We start from the raw sequence: 20657 nt of genomic DNA, 5'->3' as shown, positions 1-20657 counted from the left end.
CGGCGAGCCCCCCATCGGCGCCCGGGGGGCTCGCCTGGCTCGCCTTACGGGGCGGAAGCCGTGCAGAGGTGCGGTGCGCCCCCGGCGGCGCTCCAGTGGTACAGCGTCATGGCCACACTGGTCGCGAGGTTGTAGCTGGAGACCTGGGGGCGCATCGGCAGGGCGAGAAGACGGTCGGCCCGCGACCGCAGCTCGGGGGAGAGACCGCTGCGCTCCGAGCCGAACGCGAGGAGCGCGTCGTCCGGGAGCTCGACGCCGCGGATGTCGTCGCCCTCCGGGTCGAGGGCGAACACCGGGCCGGCCGGCAGTTCGTCGACCGTCAGCCGCTCCACGGCCGTCGCGAAGTGCAGCCCCGCGCCGCCGCGCACGACGGTCGGATGCCACGGGTCGAGCGTGCCGGTGGTGACCACCCCGGTCGCCCCGAATCCGGCCGCGAGCCGGATCACCGCCCCCGCGTTGCCCAGGTTGCGCGGATTGTCCAGCACCACGACCGGGGCGGTGCGGGGCGCCTGCCCGAGCCTGTCCAGATGGGCCTCCCGCGACGGCCGGACGGCCAGGGCGGCGACCGCGGTGGGATGCGGACGCGGCACCAGGGACGCGTACGTCGCCTCCGTGACCTCCGTCAGCAGCCCGTCCAGCGCCTCGCGCACGTCGGGGGCGAGCTCCCCGGCCAGGGCGAGGGCCGCCCCCCGGTCGACGGCTACCGCCACCGGGACGTCCGCCCCGAAGCGCACGGCGTGCTTGAGGGCATGGAAGCCGTCCAGCAGTACGGCGTCACCGGCGAGCCGGCGCCATCGGCCGAGCGGGTCGAGGCCTGCGGTCACGGGGTCGGTCATGCGGTGAACCCTACGTGGGCGTACCGGCGCGGCTCTGCGCCGCAGGCGCCCGGCGCGATCCCCGGCCACGTGCCGCCCCGTACCGCGTGCCCTACGTGCGCGTGCCCGGTGTGGAAGTCGCCGTCTGTTCAGAGCCTGGGCGGTGGTCCGGCTCTTCCGGCTCTTCCGGCTCGTCCGGATCCCCCGGGGCCCGCGGGTCGGCCTCCTCCGTCCGCGCGCCGTCCGGGGCCGGCTGTCCGCGGTCCGGGAGCAGCGCCTCACGCGCGCGTGCCGCCCATCCGCCGACCCGGTGCAGGAACGGCGTCGGCAGGAAGACGGAGTCCGTCGCGATCATCGCCAGCGAGAAGAAAGGCAGCCCGAGGAGGACCGCGATCACCGCGTGCTCCGCCATCATCAGCGCCAGCAGCACGTTCTTCAGCCGCCGGTTGAACAGGGTGAACGGGAAGGCCACCTGCACGATGACGGTCCCGTACGTCGCGAGGAGGACCATCGTGCCGCTGGCGGCCAGCAGATCGGCCAGCGCCGGCCAGGGCGAGAAGTAGTCCAGGTGCAGGGGGTAGTACGCGGCGGTGCCGTCCTGCCAGCGCGAGCCCTGGATCTTGTACCAGCCGGCCGTCGCGTAGATCAGACAGGCCTCGACCATGATCACGGCGAGGGCGCCGTTGTGCAGGACGTTGCCGATCACATCGAGCAGGATCCGCGGCTGCGCCGACTTCCCGAGTCGCCCGGCGGCCCACCACAGCCCCTGCACGGCCCACGCCGCCCACAGCAGCGCGGGAACGGTCCACTCACTGTGGAAACGGTCCGCCACGGTCACCGAGGCCAGCACCGTCCCGGACGCGGCCCACAGGACGGGACCGACCCGGTCGGTGATCCGTTCGCCCCGCGCGCGTGCCTCCTGCTCGCGTCGCGCCCGCCGGGCGTCGAGCGACCAGACCCGACCGCAGCGCATGAACATCAGGTAGATCGACATCAGGTGCAGGACGTTGTCGCCGCCGTCGCCCATGAAGACGCTGCGGTTCTGCAGCGAGAGCACGCCGACCATGAACAGCACCGACATCGCGCGCGTGCGCCAGCCCAGCAGCAGCAGCGCGGCCGCGACCAGCGCGAGCGCGTACACGGCCTCGAACCATGCCTGCCCGTCCGACCACATCAGGACGGTGAACGCCCCGTTGGTGTCGATCAGCTGCCGGGCCAGCTGCCAGTCCCAGGGGCCGTCGAGGCCGTACAGCTCCTGGCGGTGCGGGAACTCCCGCAGCAGGAACAGCAGCCAGGTACCGCTGAACCCGATCCGGACCACGGCGCTCTGGTAGGGCCCGAGCGCCGACTCGGTGAGACGGGCGATGGCGGCGGACACCGAAAGGGCGAAGCGGTTCACCTCGCGCCTCCCTCGGTCACGCCGTCCGGCACGGACCACCAGGACAGCACGCGGTACACCGGGGTCGTCGACACCTTGTCGGTGCTCCACTTCGGCGGCGGCACGTTGGTGGTCCGCGAGCGGATCTGGACCCGCTCCACGACACCGCCCTCGTCGACCGCGCCGCGCTCCAGCCGCATCACGACGATCCGGCGCAGATACGTCTCGGCGAGGGCGCCGCGCAGACCGACGGGCCGGGCGGAGCCGTCGTGCGTGGCGGTGAAGAAGTCCCAGGCCCGGCGCAACTCGTTCTGCTGGGTATGGCTCGGCACCAGGTTGCCGTCGATGTCCCGGCCGTCCTGCGCGGACAGGTCGTACCAGCCGGTGGTCCGCGATCCGCCGTCCTCGCCGCGTATCTGGGCGCGGACCTGGACGGCGATGTTCTGCTGCAGCGGATTCGGTGCGAACAGCTTCCAGTTCTGTTCGAACTCCGGATATATCCAGTCGTCGATCGCCTTGCCGTGCGCCTTCGTGACCGTGTTCGACGGCGCCACATGCAGGAACACCATCCCGACGTGCACGCACACCGTGACCGCGACGACGGCCAGCGCCAGCGCGGCGCCGACCTGGTACCGCGGCGAGAGCGCGGCCACACCGGTACGGGGCGGGAGGTGGCGAGGCGCTGTCGCGGAAGCGGGTTCGGGGCCGGGATCCGGGCCGGGGTCCGAGCCCTGGCCCTGGGCGGGCTCGTCGGCGGCCCCCGCGCCCACGACGGGCGTGGAGCTCCGGAGTTCGGCGCGCGGCGCGGGCAGGACGCCTCCCACCGGCGACGACACCGCCTCCGGCCCGCCTGAGGAGTCAGGCCCCTCCGACGAGGCCGGTCCGTCTGACGTGTCCGCCCGCCGTGGAGCGCCTGAGCCTCCGTCGTACGCGTCCATTCCGCCCCGTTCCCCGATACCGGTCCTCTTCGCCCGCTGCGTCGCGCAATCGCGAACGGTACTCAGCCTCACCCGTCCGGCCCAGCCCTCCCTGCCTTACCCGTGCCCCGGACGGGGGCGGGGCGGATCGTCCGCGGAGAACGTCCGCAGGTTATCCACAGCGGTTGACACCATACGACGGCCGTCCCACCATGGAATCGCACGGACCGAACGATCGGTCGGGAGAAGGCTCGGGCAGAGCCGAGGCCAAGGCGCGAAGCCGAGGCCCGAGGTCAAGGGGGACCGCATGGCGACAGCAGCCGCCCACCAGACGGCCCGCACGGAGAAGGACGCCCCGCGGCAGGAGGGCGTACCGGCCGACGAGGCGGCGCACGAGGCGTACGAACGCCTCTTCGACGCCACCGTGGCCGCGGACGAGCGCATCGAGCCACGCGACTGGATGCCCGACGCCTACCGGGCGACGCTGGTGCGCCAGATCGCGCAGCACGCCCACTCCGAGATCATCGGCATGCAGCCGGAGGCCAACTGGATCACCCGCGCCCCCTCCCTGCGCCGCAAGGCCGTCCTCATGGCGAAGGTGCAGGACGAGGCGGGCCACGGCCTCTACCTCTACAGCGCGGCCGAAACCCTCGGCGTCAGCCGCGACGATCTGCTCGACAAGCTGCACACCGGCCGCCAGAAGTACTCCTCGATCTTCAACTACCCCACGCTGACCTGGGCGGACGTCGGCGCGATCGGCTGGCTGGTGGACGGTGCGGCGATCACCAACCAGGTCCCCCTGTGCCGCTGCTCCTACGGCCCGTACGCGCGCGCCATGATCCGCGTGTGCAAGGAGGAGTCCTTCCACCAGCGCCAGGGGTACGAGCTGCTGCTCGCCCTCAGCCGGGGCACCGAGGAGCAGCACGCGATGGCGCAGGACGCCGTCGACCGCTGGTGGTGGCCGTCGCTCATGATGTTCGGCCCGCCCGACGACGAGTCCGCGCACTCCGCGCAGTCGATGGCCTGGAAGATCAAGCGCCACTCCAACGACGAGCTGCGCCGGCGCTTCGTCGACATCTGCGTCCCCCAGGCCGAGTCGCTCGGCCTCACCCTCCCGGACCCGGACCTGAAGTGGAACGAGGAGAGCGGGCACCACGACTTCGGCCCCATCGACTGGACCGAGTTCAAGGAAGTCCTCAAGGGCAACGGCCCGTGCAACGAGCAGCGCATCACCCAACGCAGGCGCGCCCATGACGAGGGCGCATGGGTACGGGAGGCGGCCGCGGCCCACGCGGCCAAACGCCTTCCCCGGACGACGGAAGCGGAGCAGGCATGACCCACACCGACTGGCCCCTGTGGGAGGTCTTCGTGCGCTCCCGGCGCGGCCTCTCCCACACCCACGCCGGCAGCCTGCATGCGCCGGACGCCGAGTTCGCCCTGCGCAACGCACGCGACCTGTACACCCGGCGCGGTGAGGGCGTCTCGCTCTGGGTGGTGCCGTCCTCGGCGATCACCGCGTCCTCGCCCGACGAGAAGGACCCGTTCTTCGAACCGGCCGCCGACAAGCCGTACCGGCACCCGACGTTCTACGAGATCCCGGAGGGGGTGAAGCACCTGTGACCACGACCGCGCACACCCACGGGCGCCCCGACGCCCGTCCCGACACCGCCGACACCGCAGTGGGCGCCGCCGCCGACACGCGGACCGCCGCCCTCGCCCTCGGCGACGACGCCCTGGTGCTCTCCCACCGCCTGGGGGAGTGGATGGGCCACGCGCCCGTGCTGGAGGAGGAGGTCGCCCTCGGCAACATCGCGCTCGACCTGCTCGGTCAGGCCAGGATCCTGCTGTCGATGGTCGGCGACGAGGACGAACTGGCCTACCTGCGCGAGGAACGCGCCTTCCGCAACGTCCAGTTGGTCGAACAGCCCAACGGCGACTTCGCCCACACCATCGCCCGCCAGCTGTACTTCTCCACCTACCAGCACCTGTTGTACGCGCAACTCGCAGCCGGGCCCGGCCCGTTCGCCGGGCTCGCGGCGAAGGCCGTCAAGGAGGTCGCCTACCACCGCGACCACGCCGAGCAGTGGACCCTGCGCCTCGGCGACGGCACCGACGTCAGCCATGAACGGATGCAGCGCGCCTGCACGGCGCTGTGGCGCTTCACCGGAGAGATGTTCCGCCCCGTGGACGGCCTCGAGCTCGACCGGACAGGCCTGGAGTCGGCCTGGCTCGAGTCGGTGCGGGAGGTACTGGGGCGGGCCGGCCTGACCGTCCCGGACGGCGCGCGCACCGGCGCCTGGCGCGCCGGGGCCGGCCGCGAGGGCCTGCACACCGAGCCCTTCGGTCCGATGCTCGCCGAGATGCAGCACCTGCACCGCAGTCACCCGGGGGCGTCGTGGTGACGACGGCCACCCCGCTGGAGGCGGAACTCCTCGAGATCGCCGGCTCGGTCCCCGACCCCGAGCTCCCGGTGCTCACCCTCCAGGAGCTGGGCGTCGTGCGCGCCGTCCGCCTGCACGGCGCCGACACCGTGGAGGTCGAGCTGACCCCCACCTACACCGGCTGCCCGGCCGTCGAGGCGATGTCCCTGGACATCGAACGCGCGCTGCACGAGCACGGCATACGCGACGTGACGGTGCGCACCGTCCTTTCGCCCGCCTGGTCGACCGACGACATCACCGCCGAAGGGCGGCGCAAACTGCGGGAGTTCGGCATCGCACCGCCCCGGGCCGTGCGCGAGCAAGGTCCCGTGTCCCTGACACTCGGGCCGACCCGTGCAGGCCGCGCGGCCGGGACCTTTGACGCGGAGCCGGTGCACTGCCCCCACTGCGGCTCCCCCGACACCGAACTGCTCAGCCGGTTCTCCTCCACCGCGTGCAAGGCGCTGCGCCGGTGCCTGGCCTGCCGCGAACCCTTCGACCACTTCAAGGAGCTGTGATGGCCCGCTTCCACCGGCTCCCCGTGGCCGCGGTGGACCGGCTGACCGACGACGCGGTCGCCCTCACGCTCTCCGTCCCCGAAGAGCTGCGCGAGGAGTACCGGCACACGCCCGGCCAGCACCTCGCCCTGCGCCGCCTGGCCGACGGAGCCGAGATCCGGCGGACGTACTCGATCTGCTCGCCCGCTCCCGACGCCGGCGGCGAGGGACCGAGAACGCTCCGCGTGGGCGTGCGGCTGGTCGAAGGCGGGGCGTTCTCCACCTACGCGCTGAAGGAGATCGCCGTCGGGGACGAAATCGAGGTGATGACGCCGGCCGGGCGTTTCACCCTCGCCCCGGCCCCCGGCCTCTACGCGGCGATCGTCGGCGGCAGCGGCATCACACCGGTCCTGTCGATCGTCGCCACGCTGCTGGCCCGTGAGCCCCGCGCCCGGTTCTGCCTGATCCGCAGCGACCGCACGGCGGCGTCGACGATGTTCCTGGAGGAGGTCGCCGACCTGAAGGACCGGTACCCGGAGCGGCTGCAGCTGGTCACCGTGCTCTCCCGCGAGGAACAGCAGGCCGGCCTGCCCTCCGGACGGCTGGACCAGGACCGGCTGACCACGCTGCTGCCGTCCCTGCTGCCGGTCACGGACGTGGCGGGGTGGTTCCTGTGCGGCCCGTACGGGCTGGTGCAGGGCGCCGAACGGACGCTGAGAGGGCTCGGGGTCGGCCGTGCCCGGATCCACGAGGAGATCTTCCACGTGGACGGCGCGGCGCGCACCGTGCACCCGACCGCGCCCGCGCACGCCACCGTGACCGCCCGGCTCGACGGCCGGGGCGGCAGCTGGCCGGTGCGGGACGGCGAGTCGGTCCTGGAGACGGTGCTGCGCAACCGGCCCGACGCGCCCTACGCGTGCAAGGGCGGAGTGTGCGGGACCTGCCGGGCCTTCCTGGTCGGCGGCGAGGTGCGCATGGACCGCAACTTCGCACTGGAGCCGGAGGAGACGGAGGCCGGCTATGTGCTGGCGTGCCAGTCGCATCCGCTGACCGAGGCGGTGGAGGTCGACTTCGACCGCTGAGCCGACGAGCGGATGAGCGGATGAGCCGCCGGGCCCCTTGGGCGCCGACTGCTGTTCCCTTCTCCTGGAACCTGTTCTATCTTGACGCTCCGTCAGATCTGCCGGCCCTGGCAGATCGGCTGACCGTCGGGAGGACCGGCCGTGGACTTCACCTTCACCGAGGAGCAGCAGGCCGCGGCCGAGGCGGCCCGCGGAGTCCTCGCCGGGGTCGCCCCCGACGGCGTGCCGAGCCCCGCTCTCACCCAGGGCGCCGCCGTCGCCGACGACCTCGACCGCCCCCTGTGGAACAGGCTCGCCGCGGCAGACCTGCTGAGCCTGCTGCTCGACGAGACGTACGGCGGGGCGGGCCTGGACGCGGTCGCCCTGTGCCTGGTGCTGCGCGAGGCGGGCAAGGTGCTCGCCCGGGTCCCCCTGCTGGAGACCAGCGCGGCCGCCGCGACCGTACAGGCCTACGGCGGACCGGAGTTGAGGTCCGCCCTGCTCGCCGGCTCCGGCCGTGGCGAGACCGTGCTGACCGTCGCCGCGGCCGGCCGCACCGGCCACGACGCCGCCGAACTCGCCGTCACCGCCCGGCAGGACCACCCGAGTGGCACCCCGACGCACGACGCCGAGAGCAGCGGAGCCTGGGTACTGGACGGCGTGCAGACGGCCGTGCCCTGGGCCTACGAGGCCGACCACATCCTCGTACCGGCGCACACCGCCGACGACCGCAGCGTCCTCGCCGTGGTCGCCCGCGGACAGGAGGGCGTCGCGCTCACCCCGCAGATCTCCACCACCGGCGAGCGGCTCGCGGAACTGCGGCTGGAGTCCGCGCGGATCCCGGCCCGCGACGTCATCACCGCCGACGGCGCATGGGACTGGCTGCGCTCGCTGCTGGCCACCGGCACCTGCGCGCTGGCCCTCGGCCTCGGCGACCGCGTCCTGGCCATGACCAGTGACTACGCCGGCGCCCGAGAGCAGTTCGGACACCCGATCGCCAGCTTCCAGGCGGTCGCCGTGCAGACCGCGGACCGCTACATCGACCTTCGCGCGATGGAGGTCACGCTGTGGCAGGCCGCCTGGCGGATCGCCTCGGGAACACCCGGCGCGCTCCCCGTCTCCGGAGACGTCGCCCTCGCCAAGATCTGGGCCTCGGACGGAGTGCGCCGGATCGTGCAGACCGCCCAGCACCTGCACGGGGGCTTCGGCGCCGACGTCGACTACCCCCTGCACCGCTACCACGCCTGGGCCAAACACCTGGAGCTCTCACTCGGCCCGGCCGCCGCCCACGAGGAGGCCCTGGGCGACCTCCTGGCCGCCCACCCCCTCGTCTGACCGCACGACCGGAGCCCCGGCTACAGGACGAAACCCTGCTTGCCGTCATCCGTGACGACCGGACGTCCCACAGCCGCCCACACCTGCATGCCGCCGTCCACGTTCACCGCGTCGATGCCCTGCTGCACGAGATACATGGTCACCTGCGCCGAACGACCACCGGAACGACAGATGACATGCACCCGCCCGTCCTGCGGAGCGGCCTCGGTGAGCTCGCCGTAACGGGCCACGAACTCGCTGATGGGAAGGTGCAGCGCCCCCTCGGCGTGACCCGCCTGCCACTCGTCGTCCTCCCGGACGTCCACCAGGAAGTCGTCGTCCTTGAGGTCCCCGACCTCGACCGTGGGCACACCAGCTCCGAAACTCATGCCCCGACGCTACCCGCAACCGGTTCTAACCGACCAGCTCGGCCAGCTCGGCCTCACGTGCGGCGACGTCGGCGAGCAGCTTCTCGGCGATCTCGTCCAGAAGGGTGTCGGGGTCGTCCGGAGCCATCCGCAGCATCGAGCCGATCGCGCTGTCCTCCAGCTCCCTGGCCACCAGCGTCAGCATCTCCTTGCGCTGCGCCAGCCACTCGAGGCGGGCGTACAGCTCCTCACTGGCGCTCGGGCTGCGCTCGGCGGGCGCCGGGCCGGCCGCCCACTCCTGAGCCAGCTCACGCAACAGCACCTCGTCGCCACGGGCGTAGGCCGCGTTCACGCGGGTGATGAACTCCTCGCGCCGGGCCCGCTCCCCGTCCTCCTGCGCCAGATCCGGGTGCGCCTTGCGCGCCAGCTCGCGGTACAGCTTGCGGGCCTCCTCGCTGGGCCGCACCCGCTCCGGAGGCCGGACCGACCGGTCCGTCAGCATCGCCGCGGCCTCCGGGAACAGCCCCTCCCCGTCCATCCAGCCGTGGAACAGCTCCTCGACCCCCGGCATCGGCAGCACCCGGGCGCGCGCCTCGGCGGCCTTGCGCAGATCCTCGGGATCGCCGGTACGGGCGGCACGGGCCTCGGCGATCTGCGCGTCCAGCTCGTCGAGCCGGGCGTACATCGGACCGAGTTTCTGGTGGTGGAGCCGCGAGAAGTTCTCGACCTCGACGCGGAAGGTCTCCACCGCGATCTCGAACTCGATCAACGCCTGCTCGGCGGCCCGCACGGCCTGCTCCAGCCGCGCCTCGGGCCGGGGCTGCTCAGCTTCGGGGGTCGTCACCCGACCAGCCTAGGGCCTGTCGTTTGGATCACGCCGCAGACGCCGGGTGCGGCACGCGCATCTGCCGCGTCGTCGTCGGTTGCCGATGCTCCGCATCGACGCCCTCCTCCGCCTTGCAGCCGCACGCACCACACCCCGATCACCGGCACCGGCACCGGCACCGACCAGTCCCGTTCGTCACCTGCGGCCTGATCCAGACGACAGGCCCCAGGCCAAGCCCCACGGACCGTCGGCGCGCGCCGAGCACGGAAGCCCCGCCGCCTGCCGCCAGGGAGGCCTACGCCCGCTCCACCCCACCACGGGCGTGCCGTCCCCTGTCGCCCGTCGTCCTCACACTCCCGTCTCGGCCGGGATCCGTCCCGCCCGTACCGCCGCGACGAGGTCCGTGTGGTCCGCCTCGGTGCGGTCGGCGTAGGCGACGGCGAACCCGGCGATCGCCTCGTCGAGCTCCTCGTTCTTGCCGCAGTAGCCGGCGACGACCCGCGGGTCGGCACTGTGGGAGTGGGCGCGGGCCAGCAGCGCGCCCGTCATGCGGCCGTAGTCGTCGACCTGGTCGGCGGCGAGGGCGGCCGGGTCGACGCTCCCCTTGCGGTTGCGGAACTGCCTTACCTGGAAGGGGCGTTCCTCGACCGTCGTCCAGCCCAGCAGGACATCGCTGACGACCTGCATGCGCTTCTGGCCGATCACCACCCGGCGACCCTCGTGGTCTGCCTCCGGCGTCTCGAAGCCGGCGGTCCGCAGATGCGGGACGAGCGCCGAGGCGCGGGCCTCCTTCACCTGGAGGACCAGAGGCTCGCCGCGGTGATCGAGCAGCAGCACCACGTAGGACCTCGTCCCCACGCTGCCCGTGCCCACGATACGGAAGGCCACGTCATGGATCGAGTGACGGGCGAGCAGGGGATGGCGGTCCTCGGACAGGGTGGTCAGGTAGTGCTCCAGGGACGCGGCCACCGCCGCGGCCTCGGCGTCCGGGACCCGGCGCAGCACGGGCGCCGCGTCGACGAAGCGCCGGCCGCCGTCCTCCGTCGCCTCGGTCGACTTGGCCGCGAACCGCCCGCTGGTGTTGGCCCGGGCCTTCTCCGACACCCGCTCCAGGGTGCCCAGCAGGTCGTGGGCGTCGGCGTGGGAGACGAGCTCTTCGTCGGCGATGGCGTTCCAGGCGTCCAGTACGGGGAGCTTGGCCAAGAGCCGCATGGTGCGGCGGTAGGAACCGGCCGCGCCGTGCGCCGCCCTGCGGCAGGTGTCCTCGTCCGCGCCGGCCTCGCGGCCCGCGAGCACGAGGGAGGCGGCGAGGCGCTTGAGGTCCCATTCCCAGGGGCCGTCGACGGTCTCGTCGAAGTCGTTCAGGTCGATGACCAGCCCCCCTCGCGCGTCGCCGTACAGGCCGAAGTTGGCGGCATGGGCGTCACCGCAGATCTGGGCGCGGATGCCGGTCATCGGGGTGCGGGCCAAGTCGTACGCCATGAGTCCCGCGGAACCCCGCAGGAACGCGAACGGCGTGGCCGCCATCCGGCCGACCCTTATCGGCGTCAACTCGGGGATGCGACCTCGGTTGGACTCCTCGACCGCGGCCACCGCGTCCGGCCGGGCGGCGTCCAGGTCGAGCTCGGCATGCGCCGACCGCGCCACCCGGCCGCGCAGGGCCCGGCCGGCCTCCTTGGGGCTGTCCCGCACACCGGCCCCCGCGTCGGACGACTCACCGAGGCGCGCCGCGAACCCCCGCACCTGGGGAATCCTGCGCGGTCCGACCGTTTCACCCGATCCGGCCGACCCGCTCGCTCCGGCCTCTGCACCACCCGTTCCGGTCATCATGACCGCCTCCCCCGCACACATACGCTCAGCAGCTCTGGGACGAGCCCGACGAGCCGAACATCAACTTGTGCAGACCGTACAGCCGGCGGCTGAAAGTCGTCAGACGTTGTGAACAACTTCGGGATTGTGGATAACTGCCTCGCGACGGACGCCGCGGGACAGCGGCCGACAACCGGCATGTTTCACGTGAAACACTCTCCGCCCTCCACCCGTCCCGTCGGGACCTCCACCCCTCCCGCCGAACCCGCGGGGACCCCGGGCGGCCACTTCCCCTGAGACGTTCATCACACACGGTGAGCGATCACTGACTCGCCACCGCCTCGCCGCGGTCTCGCCCCCGACTCGCCCCTGCCTCACCTCGCAGTCCGCGACCCCATCCCGAAACCCACCTGGCCGGAGAATGCGAAAGCCCCTCAGATCCGAGATCTGAGGGGCTTTCGACTGGTGCGCGAGGGGGGAGTTGAACCCCCACGCCCTTGCGGGCACTGGAACCTGAATCCAGCGCGTCTGCCTATTCCGCCACCCGCGCATTGGGTGTGTCTTCGGGTTTTGGGCTTTTCGGCCTGTCGCCCTCCGACATGCAGAACATTAGCACGCGCGCCAGGGTGCGTTCACATCACTTCCGGGCGGGCAGGGAGCAGGTGGGAGACCGTCGGACGTCCCCTGTGCGTCCGCGTCCGCCTCCGACCGTCTCCGTACGTCTCCGCAAGGATTGGTTCACGTATCAACCTCGTACCTATGGCGGTCGTCTCCCCAGGAGCCGGACCAGGAGCACAGCCGGGTGCGGGACACTGGTCCCGGGCCGCCTCTACGATCCTGGGCAGAAGCAAGCGTGTGCAGCAGGGGCGCGAGCGGCCCGTCGACACCGGTCGACGGGCCCGACAGGGGGAACCAGCCGATTCACCGGCGCGTGGATACGATCAGTAAGCAGTACAGGTAAGCAGCACCAGGCAAGCAGCACGGCACGGGACAGCAGCCACGACGGAGGAGGTGCCCCATGGGAGTTCTGAAGAAGTTCGAGCAGCGTCTCGAGGGTCTGGTCAACGGCACCTTCGCCAAGGTCTTCAAGTCCGAGGTCCAGCCCGTCGAGATCGCCGGCGCGCTCCAGCGCGAGTGCGACAACAACGCCACGATCTGGAACCGCGACCGCACCGTCGTCCCCAACGACTTCATCGTGGAGCTGAGCACGCCGGACTACGAGCGGCTCAGCCCCTACTCCGGCCAGCTCGGCGACGAGCTGGCCGGCATGGTGCGCGACTACGCCAAGCAGCAGCGCTACACCTTCATGGGGCCGATCAAGGTCAACCTGGAGAAGGCGGACGACCTCGACACGGGTCTGTACCGGGTGCGCAGCCGCACGCTCGCCTCGTCCAGCAGCCAGACGCCGGACCAGCCGGCCGCCGGCGGCCGGCAGCGCTCCGCGGGACCGGGCGGTGCCGCCGCCTATCCCGGCTCCGCTCCGCCGATGCCGTCCGCACCGCCGCCCGGCGCCCCCGGCGCCCGTCCCGGCGGCTACGGCTACCCGCCCGCCGCGGGCGCACAGCGTCCCGGCGCCGCAGGCGGCGGCCTGGCCGGGGCTCCGCAGCCCGGGTCACGCACCCGCCACTGGATCGAGATCAACGGCGCACGCCACCAGATCTCCCGCGCGACGCTCGTGCTGGGCCGCAGCACCGAGGCCGACGTGCGGATCGACGACCCCGGCGTCTCCCGCCGGCACTGCGAGATCCGGACCGGGTCGCCCTCGACGATCCAGGATCTCGGCTCCACCAACGGCATCGTGGTGGACGGGCAGCACACCACCCGCGCTACGCTCCGCGACGGCTCGCGGATCGTCGTGGGCAGCACCACCATCATTTACCGGCAAGCCGAAGGGTGAAGCGGGGGCAATGTCAGAGCTGACCCTCACGGTCATGCGGCTGGGTTTCCTGGCCGTACTGTGGCTGTTCGTGATCGTGGCCGTGCAGGTCATCCGCAGCGACCTGTTCGGTACGCGTGTCACCCAGCGCGGTTCGCGCCGGGAGGCCGGGCGGGCGCAACAGCAGGCCCAGCGCCAGCAGGCGCCTCCGCAGCAGCGCCAGCAGCCCGCCGCCGCGGGCCGCACGCGCCGCAACGCACCGACGAAGCTGGTCGTGTCCGAGGGCATCCTCACCGGCACGACGGTCGCGCTCCAGGGCCAGACCATCACGCTGGGCCGGGCGCACGACAGCACGATCGTGCTGGACGACGACTACGCCTCCAGCCGCCATGCCAGGATCTATCCGGACCGCGACGGCCAGTGGATCGTCGAGGACCTGGGCTCCACCAACGGCACGTACCTCGACCGATCGCGGCTGACGACTCCCACACCGATTCCGCTGGGCGCGCCGATCCGTATCGGCAAGACCGTCATCGAGCTTCGGAAGTAGTGCTGCATCATGAGTGAGCGCGAGCGGAGCGAGCACACGGCGGCGGCCGGCACTCAGGGCCCCGGTGTGCTCCCGACCGGAGGGTGGGCAGTGTGGCTCGACACGACCGGCTGTACCCGGAGCCGACGGGCGAGGTGCGCATGAGTCTGTCACTGCGTTTCGCCGCCGGATCGCACAAGGGCATGATCCGGGAGGGCAACGAGGACTCCGGTTACGCCGGTCCGCGCCTGCTCGCCATCGCCGACGGCATGGGCGGCGCCGCCGCCGGCGAGGTCGCCTCCTCGGAGGCCATCTCCACCATCGTCGCCCTCGACGACGACGTGCCCGGCTCCGATGTCCTGACCTCGCTCGGCACAGCCGTCCAGCGGGCCAACGACCAGCTGCGCTCGCTGGTCGAGGAGGACCCCCAGCTCGAGGGCATGGGCACCACCCTCACCGCGCTGCTGTGGACGGGCCAGCGGCTCGGTCTCGTCCACGTCGGCGACTCGCGTGCGTACCTGCTGCGGGACGGCGTGCTGACGCAGATCACGCAGGACCACACCTGGGTGCAGCGGCTGGTCGACGAGGGCCGCATCACCGAGGAAGAGGCCACCACCCACCCCCAGCGGTCGCTGCTGATGCGCGCGCTGGGCAGCGGTGAGCATGTGGAGCCGGACCTGTCGATCCGCGAGGTGCGGGCCGGCGACCGCTATCTGATCTGCTCCGACGGCCTGTCCGGCGTGGTGTCCCACCAGACGCTCGAGGACACCCTCGCCAGCTACCAGGGCCCGCAGGAGACCGTGCAGGAGCTGATCCAGCTCGCGCTGCGCGGCGGCGGCCCCGACAACATCACGGTCATCGTCGCCGACGTCCTCGACCTGGACACCGGGGACACGCTCGCCGGGCAGCTGTCCGACACCCCGGTCGTCGTCGGCGCGGTCGCCGAGAACCAGCTCCAGCTGCACGACAACGGCATCATGCAGACGCCGGCAGGGCGCGCCTCCGGGCTCGGCCGCAGGCAGCAGGGCCACGGCGGGGGCGGCCAGTTCGGTCCGCCCGGCTCCGGCGGCGACATCACGGGCTTCATCCCCACCGACGGGTTCGCCGACTACACCGACGACGACTTCGTCAAACCGCGCAAGGGCCGCCGGTGGCTGAAGAGATCCTTCTACGGGGTGCTGACCCTCGCCGTCATCGGCGGCGGCCTGTACGGCGGCTACCGCTGGACGCAGACGCAGTACTACGTCGGCGCCAGCGGCGAGCACGTCGCCCTGTACCGGGGCATCAGCCAGGATCTGGCGTGGGTGTCGTTGTCGAAGGTGGAGAAGGACCACCCCGAGATCGAACTCAAGTACCTCCCGCAGTACCAGCAGAAGCTGGTCGAGGCGACGATCGCCGAGGGCAGTCTCCCGAACGCCCAGAAGAAGATCGACGAACTGGCCGTGCAGGCCTCCGCGTGCAAGAAGCAGGCGGGAGGCGTCACCGCCTCGAAGACCGCCTCCAAGACCGGCTCGACGACCGGTTCGAAGACCGCTGGGGGCCAGGGGGGCGCCACCTCGGGAACCACGTCCGTCTCCCTCACGTCCAAGGCATCGCCGAGCCCCTCGGCAACCGCGTCCCCGTCCGTACCCGCGACCCCCACTCCCACCCCCGGTCCGAGCCTTTCGGAGGAGGAGCAGAAGGTCGTCTCGCGGTGCGGTGAGCAGTAGGCAAGCCGTGAGAGGCCCCGTCACACGATGAGCAGTACTACCAACTCGCCGACGCACCACACGTCCACGATCGGCTCGATCGGCACACCGAGCCGGCGCAACACCGAGCTCGCGCTGCTGGTGTTCGCCGTCGTCATCCCGGTGTTCGCCTACGCCAACGTGGGCCTGGCGATCAACGAGCAGGTGCCGTCCGGCCTGCTGAGCTACGGGCTCGGTCTCGGTCTGCTGGCCGGCGTCGCGCATCTCGTCGTCCGCAAGTTCGCGCCGTACGCCGACCCGCTGCTGCTGCCCGTGGCGACGCTGCTGAACGGGCTGGGGCTGGTCGCCATCTGGCGGCTCGACCAGTCCAAGCTGCTGAAGCGGATCGAGCAGGCCGGCACGGCCGCTCCGCGGCAGCTGATGTACACGGCGATGGGCATCGCGCTGTTCGTCGCGGTGCTGGTCTTCCTCAAGGACCACCGCGCCCTGCAGCGCTACACCTACATCTCGATGGTGGGCGCGATCTTCCTGCTGCTGCTGCCGCTGGTTCCCGGCCTCGGCAAGAACATCTACGGCGCGAAGATCTGGATCTCGGTCGCGGGCTTCTCCATCCAGCCCGGTGAGTTCGCCAAGATCGTGCTGGCGATCTTCTTCGCCGGCTATCTGATGGTGAAACGCGACGCGCTGGCCCTCGCCAGCCGCCGCGTCCTCGGTCTGTACCTGCCGCGCGGCCGCGACCTCGGCCCGATCATCGTGGTCTGGATCATCTCGATCCTGATCCTGGTCTTCGAGACGGACCTCGGCACCTCGCTGCTGTTCTTCGGAATGTTCGTCATCATGCTGTACGTCGCCACCGAGCGGACCAGCTGGATCGTCTTCGGTCTGCTGATGTCCGCGGTCGGCGCGGTCGGCGTGGCCAGCTTCGAGAGTCACGTCCAGCAGCGTGTGCAGGCGTGGCTCGACCCGATGCGCGAGTACAAGCTCAGCCAGTCCGGCGCCCCCGGCATCCACTCCGAGCAGGCCATGCAGGCGCTGTGGGCGTTCGGCTCCGGCGGCACGCTGGGCACAGGCTGGGGCCAGGGCCACTCCGAGCTGATCCGGTTCGCCGCGAACTCCGACTTCATCCTCGCCACCTTCGGCGAGGAGCTGGGCCTCGCCGGCATCATGGCGCTGCTGCTGCTGTACGGCCTGATCGCCGAGCGCGGCGTGCGCACCGCCCTCGCCGCCCGTGACCCCTTCGGCAAGCTGCTCGCCATCGGCCTCTCCGGCGCGTTCGCCCTCCAGGTGTTCGTCGTCGCCGGCGGTGTGATGGGGCTCATCCCGCTGACCGGTATGACGATGCCGTTCCTCGCGTACGGCGGTTCGTCCGTCATCGCCAACTGGGCTCTGATCGGCATCCTGATCAGGATCAGCGACACCGCACGCCGTCCGGCGCCCGCGCCCGCCTCCACCCCCGACGCCGAGATGACCCAGGTGGTCCGCCCGTCATGAACAAGCCCCTGCGCCGGATCGCGATCTTCTGCGGCCTCCTGATCCTCACCCTGCTGCTGCGCGACAACTACCTGCAGTACGTCAAGGCGGACAGCCTCGCGAGCGACACCAAGAACCGCCGCGTCAACATCACGCGGTACTCAACCCCTCGCGGCAACATCATCGTCGGCGGCAAGGCGATCACCGGTTCGGTGGAGACCACCGGCGACTACAAGTACAAGCGCACCTGGACCAACGGCCCGATGTGGGCGCCGGTGACCGGCTACTCCTCGCAGGCCTTCGGCGCCAACCAGCTGGAGCGGCTCGAGGACGGCATCCTCAGCGGCAACGACGACCGGCTCTTCTTCCGCAACACCCTGGACATGATCACGGGCAAGGACAAGGAGGGCGGCAGCGTCGTCACCACCCTCAACGCCGCCGCGCAGAAGGCCGCCTACGAGGGCCTGGGCGGCAAGAAGGGCGCGGTCGCCGCGATCGAGCCGTCCACCGGCAAGATCCTGGCGCTGGTCTCCACTCCGTCGTACGACCCCTCGAAGTTCGCCGGGTCCTCCGACAAGGACGCCGAGGAGTGGAAGAAGGTCCAGAAGAAGAACAACCCCGACGACCCGATGCTCAACCGGGCGCTGCGCGAGACCTACCCGCCCGGTTCCACGTTCAAGGTGGTCACGGCGGCCGCGGCGCTGGAGAGCGGCGAGGTCGCGGGCATCGACGACAAGACCGACACCCCGGACCCGTTCAAGCTGCCGCAGTCCTCGAGCAAGCTCACCAACGAGCACGGTGAGTGCAAGAACGCCAGCCTGCGGTACGCGCTCATGGTGTCCTGCAACACCGTCTTCGCGAAGATGGCCGACAACGTCGGCAACGACAAGATGATCGAGCAGGCGGCCAAGTTCGGCTTCAACGAGGCCGAGCTGGACACCCCGGTGCGCGCCGCCGAGTCGGTCTACCCCAAGGACAACCCCCCGCAGAACGCGCTGGACGGCATCGGCCAGGGCTCGAACCGGGCCACTCCGCTGCAGATGGCGATGGTCGCGGCGGCGGTCGCCAACGACGGCAAGCTGATGAAGCCGTACATGGTCGACCAGATCTGGGCGAAGCTGGACCCCCTGGACACCACGGAGCCCCAGCAGCTGTCCCAGGCCATGTCGGCGAAGACCGCGCAGGCCCTCCAGCAGATGATGCAGACGGTCGTCGAGGACCCGCAGGGCACCGGCGGCAAGGCCAAGATCGACGGCGTCAAGGTCGGCGGCAAGACCGGTACCGCCCAGCACGGCCTCAACAACAGCGAGAAGCCGTACGCCTGGTTCATCTCGTACGCCAAGCTGTCCGACGGCAGTGCGCCGGTCGCGGTCGCCGTCGTCGTCGAGGACGGCGCGGCCAACCGTGGCGACATCACCGGCGGCGGTCTCGCCGGCCCGATCGCAAGGGACGTGATGAAGGCAGTCATCGGCAACAAGAAGTGACCCCCATCACGTCGCCTACACATCGGTGCACGTTGCGATACCGGTCTCGTATCGGGTGACGGGCTTGGCCAGGTCACACAGCTCCGTCCGGGTACGGTATGCCCGGACGGCAGCCTCCGTCCGCACATGTGTGCCGGGCGGGACCGACGGAGAGGGCTGGTAGGTAGCTATGGAAGAGCCGCGTCGCCTCGGCGGCCGGTACGAGCTGGGCCACGTGCTCGGCCGTGGTGGCATGGCCGAGGTCTACCTCGCGCATGACACCCGCCTCGGCCGTACCGTGGCGGTGAAGACGCTGCGCGCGGACCTCGCGCGCGACCCGTCCTTCCAGGCCCGGTTCCGCCGGGAGGCCCAGTCTGCCGCCTCGCTCAACCACCCCGCGATCGTGGCGGTGTACGACACGGGCGAGGACTACATCGGCGATGTGTCCATCCCGTACATCGTCATGGAGTACGTCGACGGATCCACGCTCCGCGAGCTGCTCCACTCCGGCCGCAAGCTGCTGCCGGAGCGGACGCTGGAGATGACCATCGGCATCCTCCAGGCCCTGGAGTACTCGCACAGAGCCGGCATCGTCCACCGCGACATCAAGCCCGCGAACGTCATGCTGACGCGCAACGGCCAGGTCAAGGTCATGGACTTCGGCATCGCCCGCGCCATGGGCGACTCCGGCATGACGATGACGCAGACGTCGGCGGTCATCGGCACCGCGCAGTACCTCTCGCCGGAGCAGGCCAAGGGCGAGCAGGTCGACGCCCGCTCCGACCTGTACTCCACCGGCTGTCTGCTCTACGAGCTGCTGACGGTGCGGCCGCCCTTCATCGGGGACTCCCCGGTCGCGGTGGCCTACCAGCACGTCCGGGAGGAGCCGCAGCCGCCGAGCGTCTTCGACCCCGAGATCACCCCCGAGATGGACGCGATCGTCCTGCGGGCGCTGGTCAAGGACCCGAACTACCGCTACCAGTCCGCCGACGAGATGCGCCTGGACATCGAGGCCTGCCTCGACGGCCAGCCGGTCGCCGCCACGGCGGCGATGGGCTCGGTCGGCTACGGCGGGTACGGCGACGACCACGCGACGACGGCGATGCGCTCGGCGGACGCCGGCGCCACGTCGATGCTGCCGCCCATGAACCCGGACGACGGCGGCTACGGCTACGACGACCGCCCCGACCGGCGCCGCCAGAAGAAGTCGAACACCTCGACGATCCTGCTGGTCGTCGCCGCTGTGCTGGTCCTGGTGGGCGCGGTCCTGATCGGCAAGTGGGTGGTCAGCGACCGCGCCGCGGACAAGCCGTTCGCCGTCCCGAACTTCGTCGGCCAGACCCTGGATCGCGCCAAGACGATGGCCGACAACGTCGAACTGACGGTGCAGAGCACCGAGGGCCCCTGCGAGAACCAGCCCAAGGGCAGCATCTGCACGCAGGACCCGGCATTCGGTAAGAACGTCAACAAGGGCGACACCGTGAAACTCGTCGTCTCCACAGGCGCGCCGAAGGTGGTCGTCCCCACCGTCCTCGGCAAGACCCTGGACGAGGCGAAGAAGATCCTGGAGAGCGACCAGTACCAGTTCGACGTGCAGACGAAGGAAGAGGTGTCCACCGAGGAGGAGGGCACTGTCACGGGTCAGGACCCCAAGCTCGGTGCGCAGGTGGAGAAGGGCGCCACCATCACCCTCACCATCGCCAAGGCCGAGGAGAAGTCCACCGTCCCCGACGTCTCCAACAAGAGCTGTGACGAGGCCAAGGCCCAGATGCAGCAGAACGGCCTCAAGGGCGACTGCGTCGAGGTCGACACCCAGGACCAGAACCAGGTCGGCAAGGTCATCCAGACCGTGCCGTCGATCGGCTCCCAGGCCGACAAGGGTTCCAAGGTCCAGATCCAGATCGGCAAGAGCACCCAGCCCGAGCAGACGCAGGTCCCGGGCAACCTCCAGGGCATGTCCCTGAGGGACGCCAAGAAGGCGCTGCGGGACGCCGGTCTGAACGTCGGCAACGTCGCCGGTTCCCAGGACGACGACGCCCAGGTCATCAACTCCGACCCGGCCCCCGGCAGCACGGTCAACAAGGGGCAGACGGTCAACCTGATCGCCCTCAAGAACAACAACGGCGGCAACAACGGCGGCGGCGGCTTCTTCGGCGGAGCCGGCGGCTAGCCTGACACGGAAAGGCGCCGGCCCCCTTCGCGTGCGGGGGGCCGGCGCCTTCTTTC

18 protein-coding genes and 1 tRNA gene are annotated in these 20657 nt (G+C 71.0%); 12 read left to right on the top strand and 7 right to left on the bottom strand.

Annotated elements, in window-relative coordinates; all coding sequences use genetic code 11:
* Positions 1 to 44 precede the first annotated feature (44 nt).
* The 3 genes from ABT300_RS29315 to ABT300_RS29305 form a co-directional block, all read right to left on the bottom strand.
* Entirely contained in the window at positions 45 to 836 is a 792-nt protein-coding gene (locus ABT300_RS29315; protein WP_351681791.1) for a TrmH family RNA methyltransferase, read from the bottom strand.
* Between the two features lie 91 nt (positions 837 to 927).
* Complete coding sequence (locus ABT300_RS29310; protein WP_351681788.1) at positions 928 to 2214, bottom strand: HTTM domain-containing protein; 1287 nt, start codon at positions 2212 to 2214, stop codon at positions 928 to 930.
* On the bottom strand, positions 2211 to 3131 hold the full coding sequence (locus tag ABT300_RS29305) for a DUF5819 family protein (RefSeq protein WP_351681785.1): 921 nt from the start codon (positions 3129 to 3131) through the stop codon (positions 2211 to 2213). The genes ABT300_RS29310 and ABT300_RS29305 overlap by 4 nt, the downstream gene beginning before the upstream one ends.
* Before the next feature lie 286 nt (positions 3132 to 3417).
* On the opposite strand from ABT300_RS29305, the gene paaA reads away from it, so the two are divergent.
* From paaA to ABT300_RS29275, 6 genes are all read left to right on the top strand, one after another.
* Positions 3418 to 4446, top strand: coding sequence for a 1,2-phenylacetyl-CoA epoxidase subunit PaaA (gene paaA, locus ABT300_RS29300; RefSeq protein ID WP_351681783.1), 1029 nt, complete (start codon positions 3418 to 3420; stop codon positions 4444 to 4446).
* Entirely contained in the window at positions 4443 to 4730 is a 288-nt protein-coding gene (gene paaB, locus ABT300_RS29295; RefSeq protein ID WP_319282217.1) for a 1,2-phenylacetyl-CoA epoxidase subunit PaaB, read from the top strand. Before paaA ends, paaB begins: the two co-directional genes overlap by 4 nt.
* A gap of 59 nt (positions 4731 to 4789) precedes the next feature.
* The gene (gene paaC, locus ABT300_RS29290; RefSeq protein ID WP_351681798.1) at positions 4790 to 5512 is read left to right on the top strand and encodes a 1,2-phenylacetyl-CoA epoxidase subunit PaaC; all 723 of its coding nucleotides are present in this window, start codon (positions 4790 to 4792) and stop codon (positions 5510 to 5512) included.
* Positions 5509 to 6048, top strand: coding sequence for a 1,2-phenylacetyl-CoA epoxidase subunit PaaD (gene paaD / locus ABT300_RS29285; protein ID WP_351681780.1), 540 nt, complete (start codon positions 5509 to 5511; stop codon positions 6046 to 6048). The genes paaC and paaD overlap by 4 nt, the downstream gene beginning before the upstream one ends.
* The gene (locus ABT300_RS29280; protein WP_351681778.1) at positions 6048 to 7109 is read left to right on the top strand and encodes a 2Fe-2S iron-sulfur cluster-binding protein; all 1062 of its coding nucleotides are present in this window, start codon (positions 6048 to 6050) and stop codon (positions 7107 to 7109) included. Before paaD ends, ABT300_RS29280 begins: the two co-directional genes overlap by 1 nt.
* Before the next feature lie 141 nt (positions 7110 to 7250).
* A complete protein-coding gene (locus ABT300_RS29275; protein WP_351681775.1) occupies positions 7251 to 8423 on the top strand; it encodes an acyl-CoA dehydrogenase family protein in 1173 nt (390 codons plus the stop codon).
* A 20-nt stretch (positions 8424 to 8443) separates the two neighbouring features.
* Here ABT300_RS29275 and ABT300_RS29270 read toward each other — a convergent pair whose 3' ends face one another.
* From ABT300_RS29270 to ABT300_RS29255, 4 genes are all read right to left on the bottom strand, one after another.
* Entirely contained in the window at positions 8444 to 8773 is a 330-nt protein-coding gene (locus ABT300_RS29270) for a rhodanese-like domain-containing protein (RefSeq protein WP_351681796.1), read from the bottom strand.
* A 43-nt stretch (positions 8774 to 8816) separates the two neighbouring features.
* Positions 8817 to 9614, bottom strand: a complete 798-nt coding sequence (locus tag ABT300_RS29265; RefSeq protein WP_351681773.1) for a J domain-containing protein — start codon at positions 9612 to 9614, stop codon at positions 8817 to 8819.
* 330 nt (positions 9615 to 9944) lie between these two features.
* Complete coding sequence (locus ABT300_RS29260; RefSeq protein ID WP_351681771.1) at positions 9945 to 11426, bottom strand: DUF2252 domain-containing protein; 1482 nt, start codon at positions 11424 to 11426, stop codon at positions 9945 to 9947.
* A gap of 442 nt (positions 11427 to 11868) precedes the next feature.
* Positions 11869 to 11955: transfer RNA gene (locus tag ABT300_RS29255), tRNA-Leu, on the bottom strand.
* Between the two features lie 468 nt (positions 11956 to 12423).
* On the opposite strand from ABT300_RS29255, the gene ABT300_RS29250 reads away from it, so the two are divergent.
* The 6 genes from ABT300_RS29250 (at position 12424) to pknB (ending at position 20601) form a co-directional block, all read left to right on the top strand.
* Positions 12424 to 13302, top strand: a complete 879-nt coding sequence (locus tag ABT300_RS29250; protein ID WP_351681769.1) for an FHA domain-containing protein — start codon at positions 12424 to 12426, stop codon at positions 13300 to 13302.
* 10 nt (positions 13303 to 13312) lie between these two features.
* On the top strand, positions 13313 to 13831 hold the full coding sequence (locus tag ABT300_RS29245; RefSeq protein WP_057576678.1) for an FHA domain-containing protein FhaB/FipA: 519 nt from the start codon (positions 13313 to 13315) through the stop codon (positions 13829 to 13831).
* A 140-nt stretch (positions 13832 to 13971) separates the two neighbouring features.
* Positions 13972 to 15519, top strand: a complete 1548-nt coding sequence (locus tag ABT300_RS29240; RefSeq protein WP_351681793.1) for a Stp1/IreP family PP2C-type Ser/Thr phosphatase — start codon at positions 13972 to 13974, stop codon at positions 15517 to 15519.
* A gap of 27 nt (positions 15520 to 15546) precedes the next feature.
* Positions 15547 to 16989, top strand: coding sequence for an FtsW/RodA/SpoVE family cell cycle protein (locus tag ABT300_RS29235; RefSeq protein WP_351681766.1), 1443 nt, complete (start codon positions 15547 to 15549; stop codon positions 16987 to 16989).
* The gene (locus tag ABT300_RS29230) at positions 16986 to 18452 is read left to right on the top strand and encodes a penicillin-binding transpeptidase domain-containing protein (protein ID WP_351681764.1); all 1467 of its coding nucleotides are present in this window, start codon (positions 16986 to 16988) and stop codon (positions 18450 to 18452) included. The genes ABT300_RS29235 and ABT300_RS29230 overlap by 4 nt, the downstream gene beginning before the upstream one ends.
* Positions 18453 to 18621: 169 nt before the next feature.
* A complete protein-coding gene (gene pknB, locus ABT300_RS29225) occupies positions 18622 to 20601 on the top strand; it encodes a Stk1 family PASTA domain-containing Ser/Thr kinase (RefSeq protein WP_351681762.1) in 1980 nt (659 codons plus the stop codon).
* Positions 20602 to 20657 lie beyond the last annotated feature (56 nt).

It is taken from the genome of Streptomyces sp. NPDC001027 (assembly GCF_040299045.1).
Taxonomy (GTDB): Bacteria; Actinomycetota; Actinomycetes; order Streptomycetales; family Streptomycetaceae; genus Streptomyces.
Note: the sequence above shows the minus strand (reverse complement) of the source record. Positions and strands in the feature narration are given on the sequence as shown.

What these genes read in the sequence shown, in the direction of transcription:
- ABT300_RS29240 (WP_351681793.1), top strand. Translation starts at nt 13,972, where the DNA reads ATGAGTCTGTCACTGCGTTTCGCCGCCGGATCGCACAAGGGCATGATC.
- ABT300_RS29280 (WP_351681778.1), top strand. Translation starts at nt 6,048, where the DNA reads ATGGCCCGCTTCCACCGGCTCCCCGTGGCCGCGGTGGACCGGCTGACC.
- ABT300_RS29235 (WP_351681766.1), top strand. Translation starts at nt 15,547, where the DNA reads ATGAGCAGTACTACCAACTCGCCGACGCACCACACGTCCACGATCGGC.
- ABT300_RS29315 (WP_351681791.1), bottom strand. Translation starts at nt 836, where the DNA reads ATGACCGACCCCGTGACCGCAGGCCTCGACCCGCTCGGCCGATGGCGC.
- paaA (WP_351681783.1), top strand. Translation starts at nt 3,418, where the DNA reads ATGGCGACAGCAGCCGCCCACCAGACGGCCCGCACGGAGAAGGACGCC.
- ABT300_RS29245 (WP_057576678.1), top strand. Translation starts at nt 13,313, where the DNA reads ATGTCAGAGCTGACCCTCACGGTCATGCGGCTGGGTTTCCTGGCCGTA.
- ABT300_RS29250 (WP_351681769.1), top strand. Translation starts at nt 12,424, where the DNA reads ATGGGAGTTCTGAAGAAGTTCGAGCAGCGTCTCGAGGGTCTGGTCAAC.
- paaB (WP_319282217.1), top strand. Translation starts at nt 4,443, where the DNA reads ATGACCCACACCGACTGGCCCCTGTGGGAGGTCTTCGTGCGCTCCCGG.
- ABT300_RS29230 (WP_351681764.1), top strand. Translation starts at nt 16,986, where the DNA reads ATGAACAAGCCCCTGCGCCGGATCGCGATCTTCTGCGGCCTCCTGATC.
- ABT300_RS29260 (WP_351681771.1), bottom strand. Translation starts at nt 11,426, where the DNA reads ATGATGACCGGAACGGGTGGTGCAGAGGCCGGAGCGAGCGGGTCGGCC.
- pknB (WP_351681762.1), top strand. Translation starts at nt 18,622, where the DNA reads ATGGAAGAGCCGCGTCGCCTCGGCGGCCGGTACGAGCTGGGCCACGTG.
- ABT300_RS29305 (WP_351681785.1), bottom strand. Translation starts at nt 3,131, where the DNA reads ATGGACGCGTACGACGGAGGCTCAGGCGCTCCACGGCGGGCGGACACG.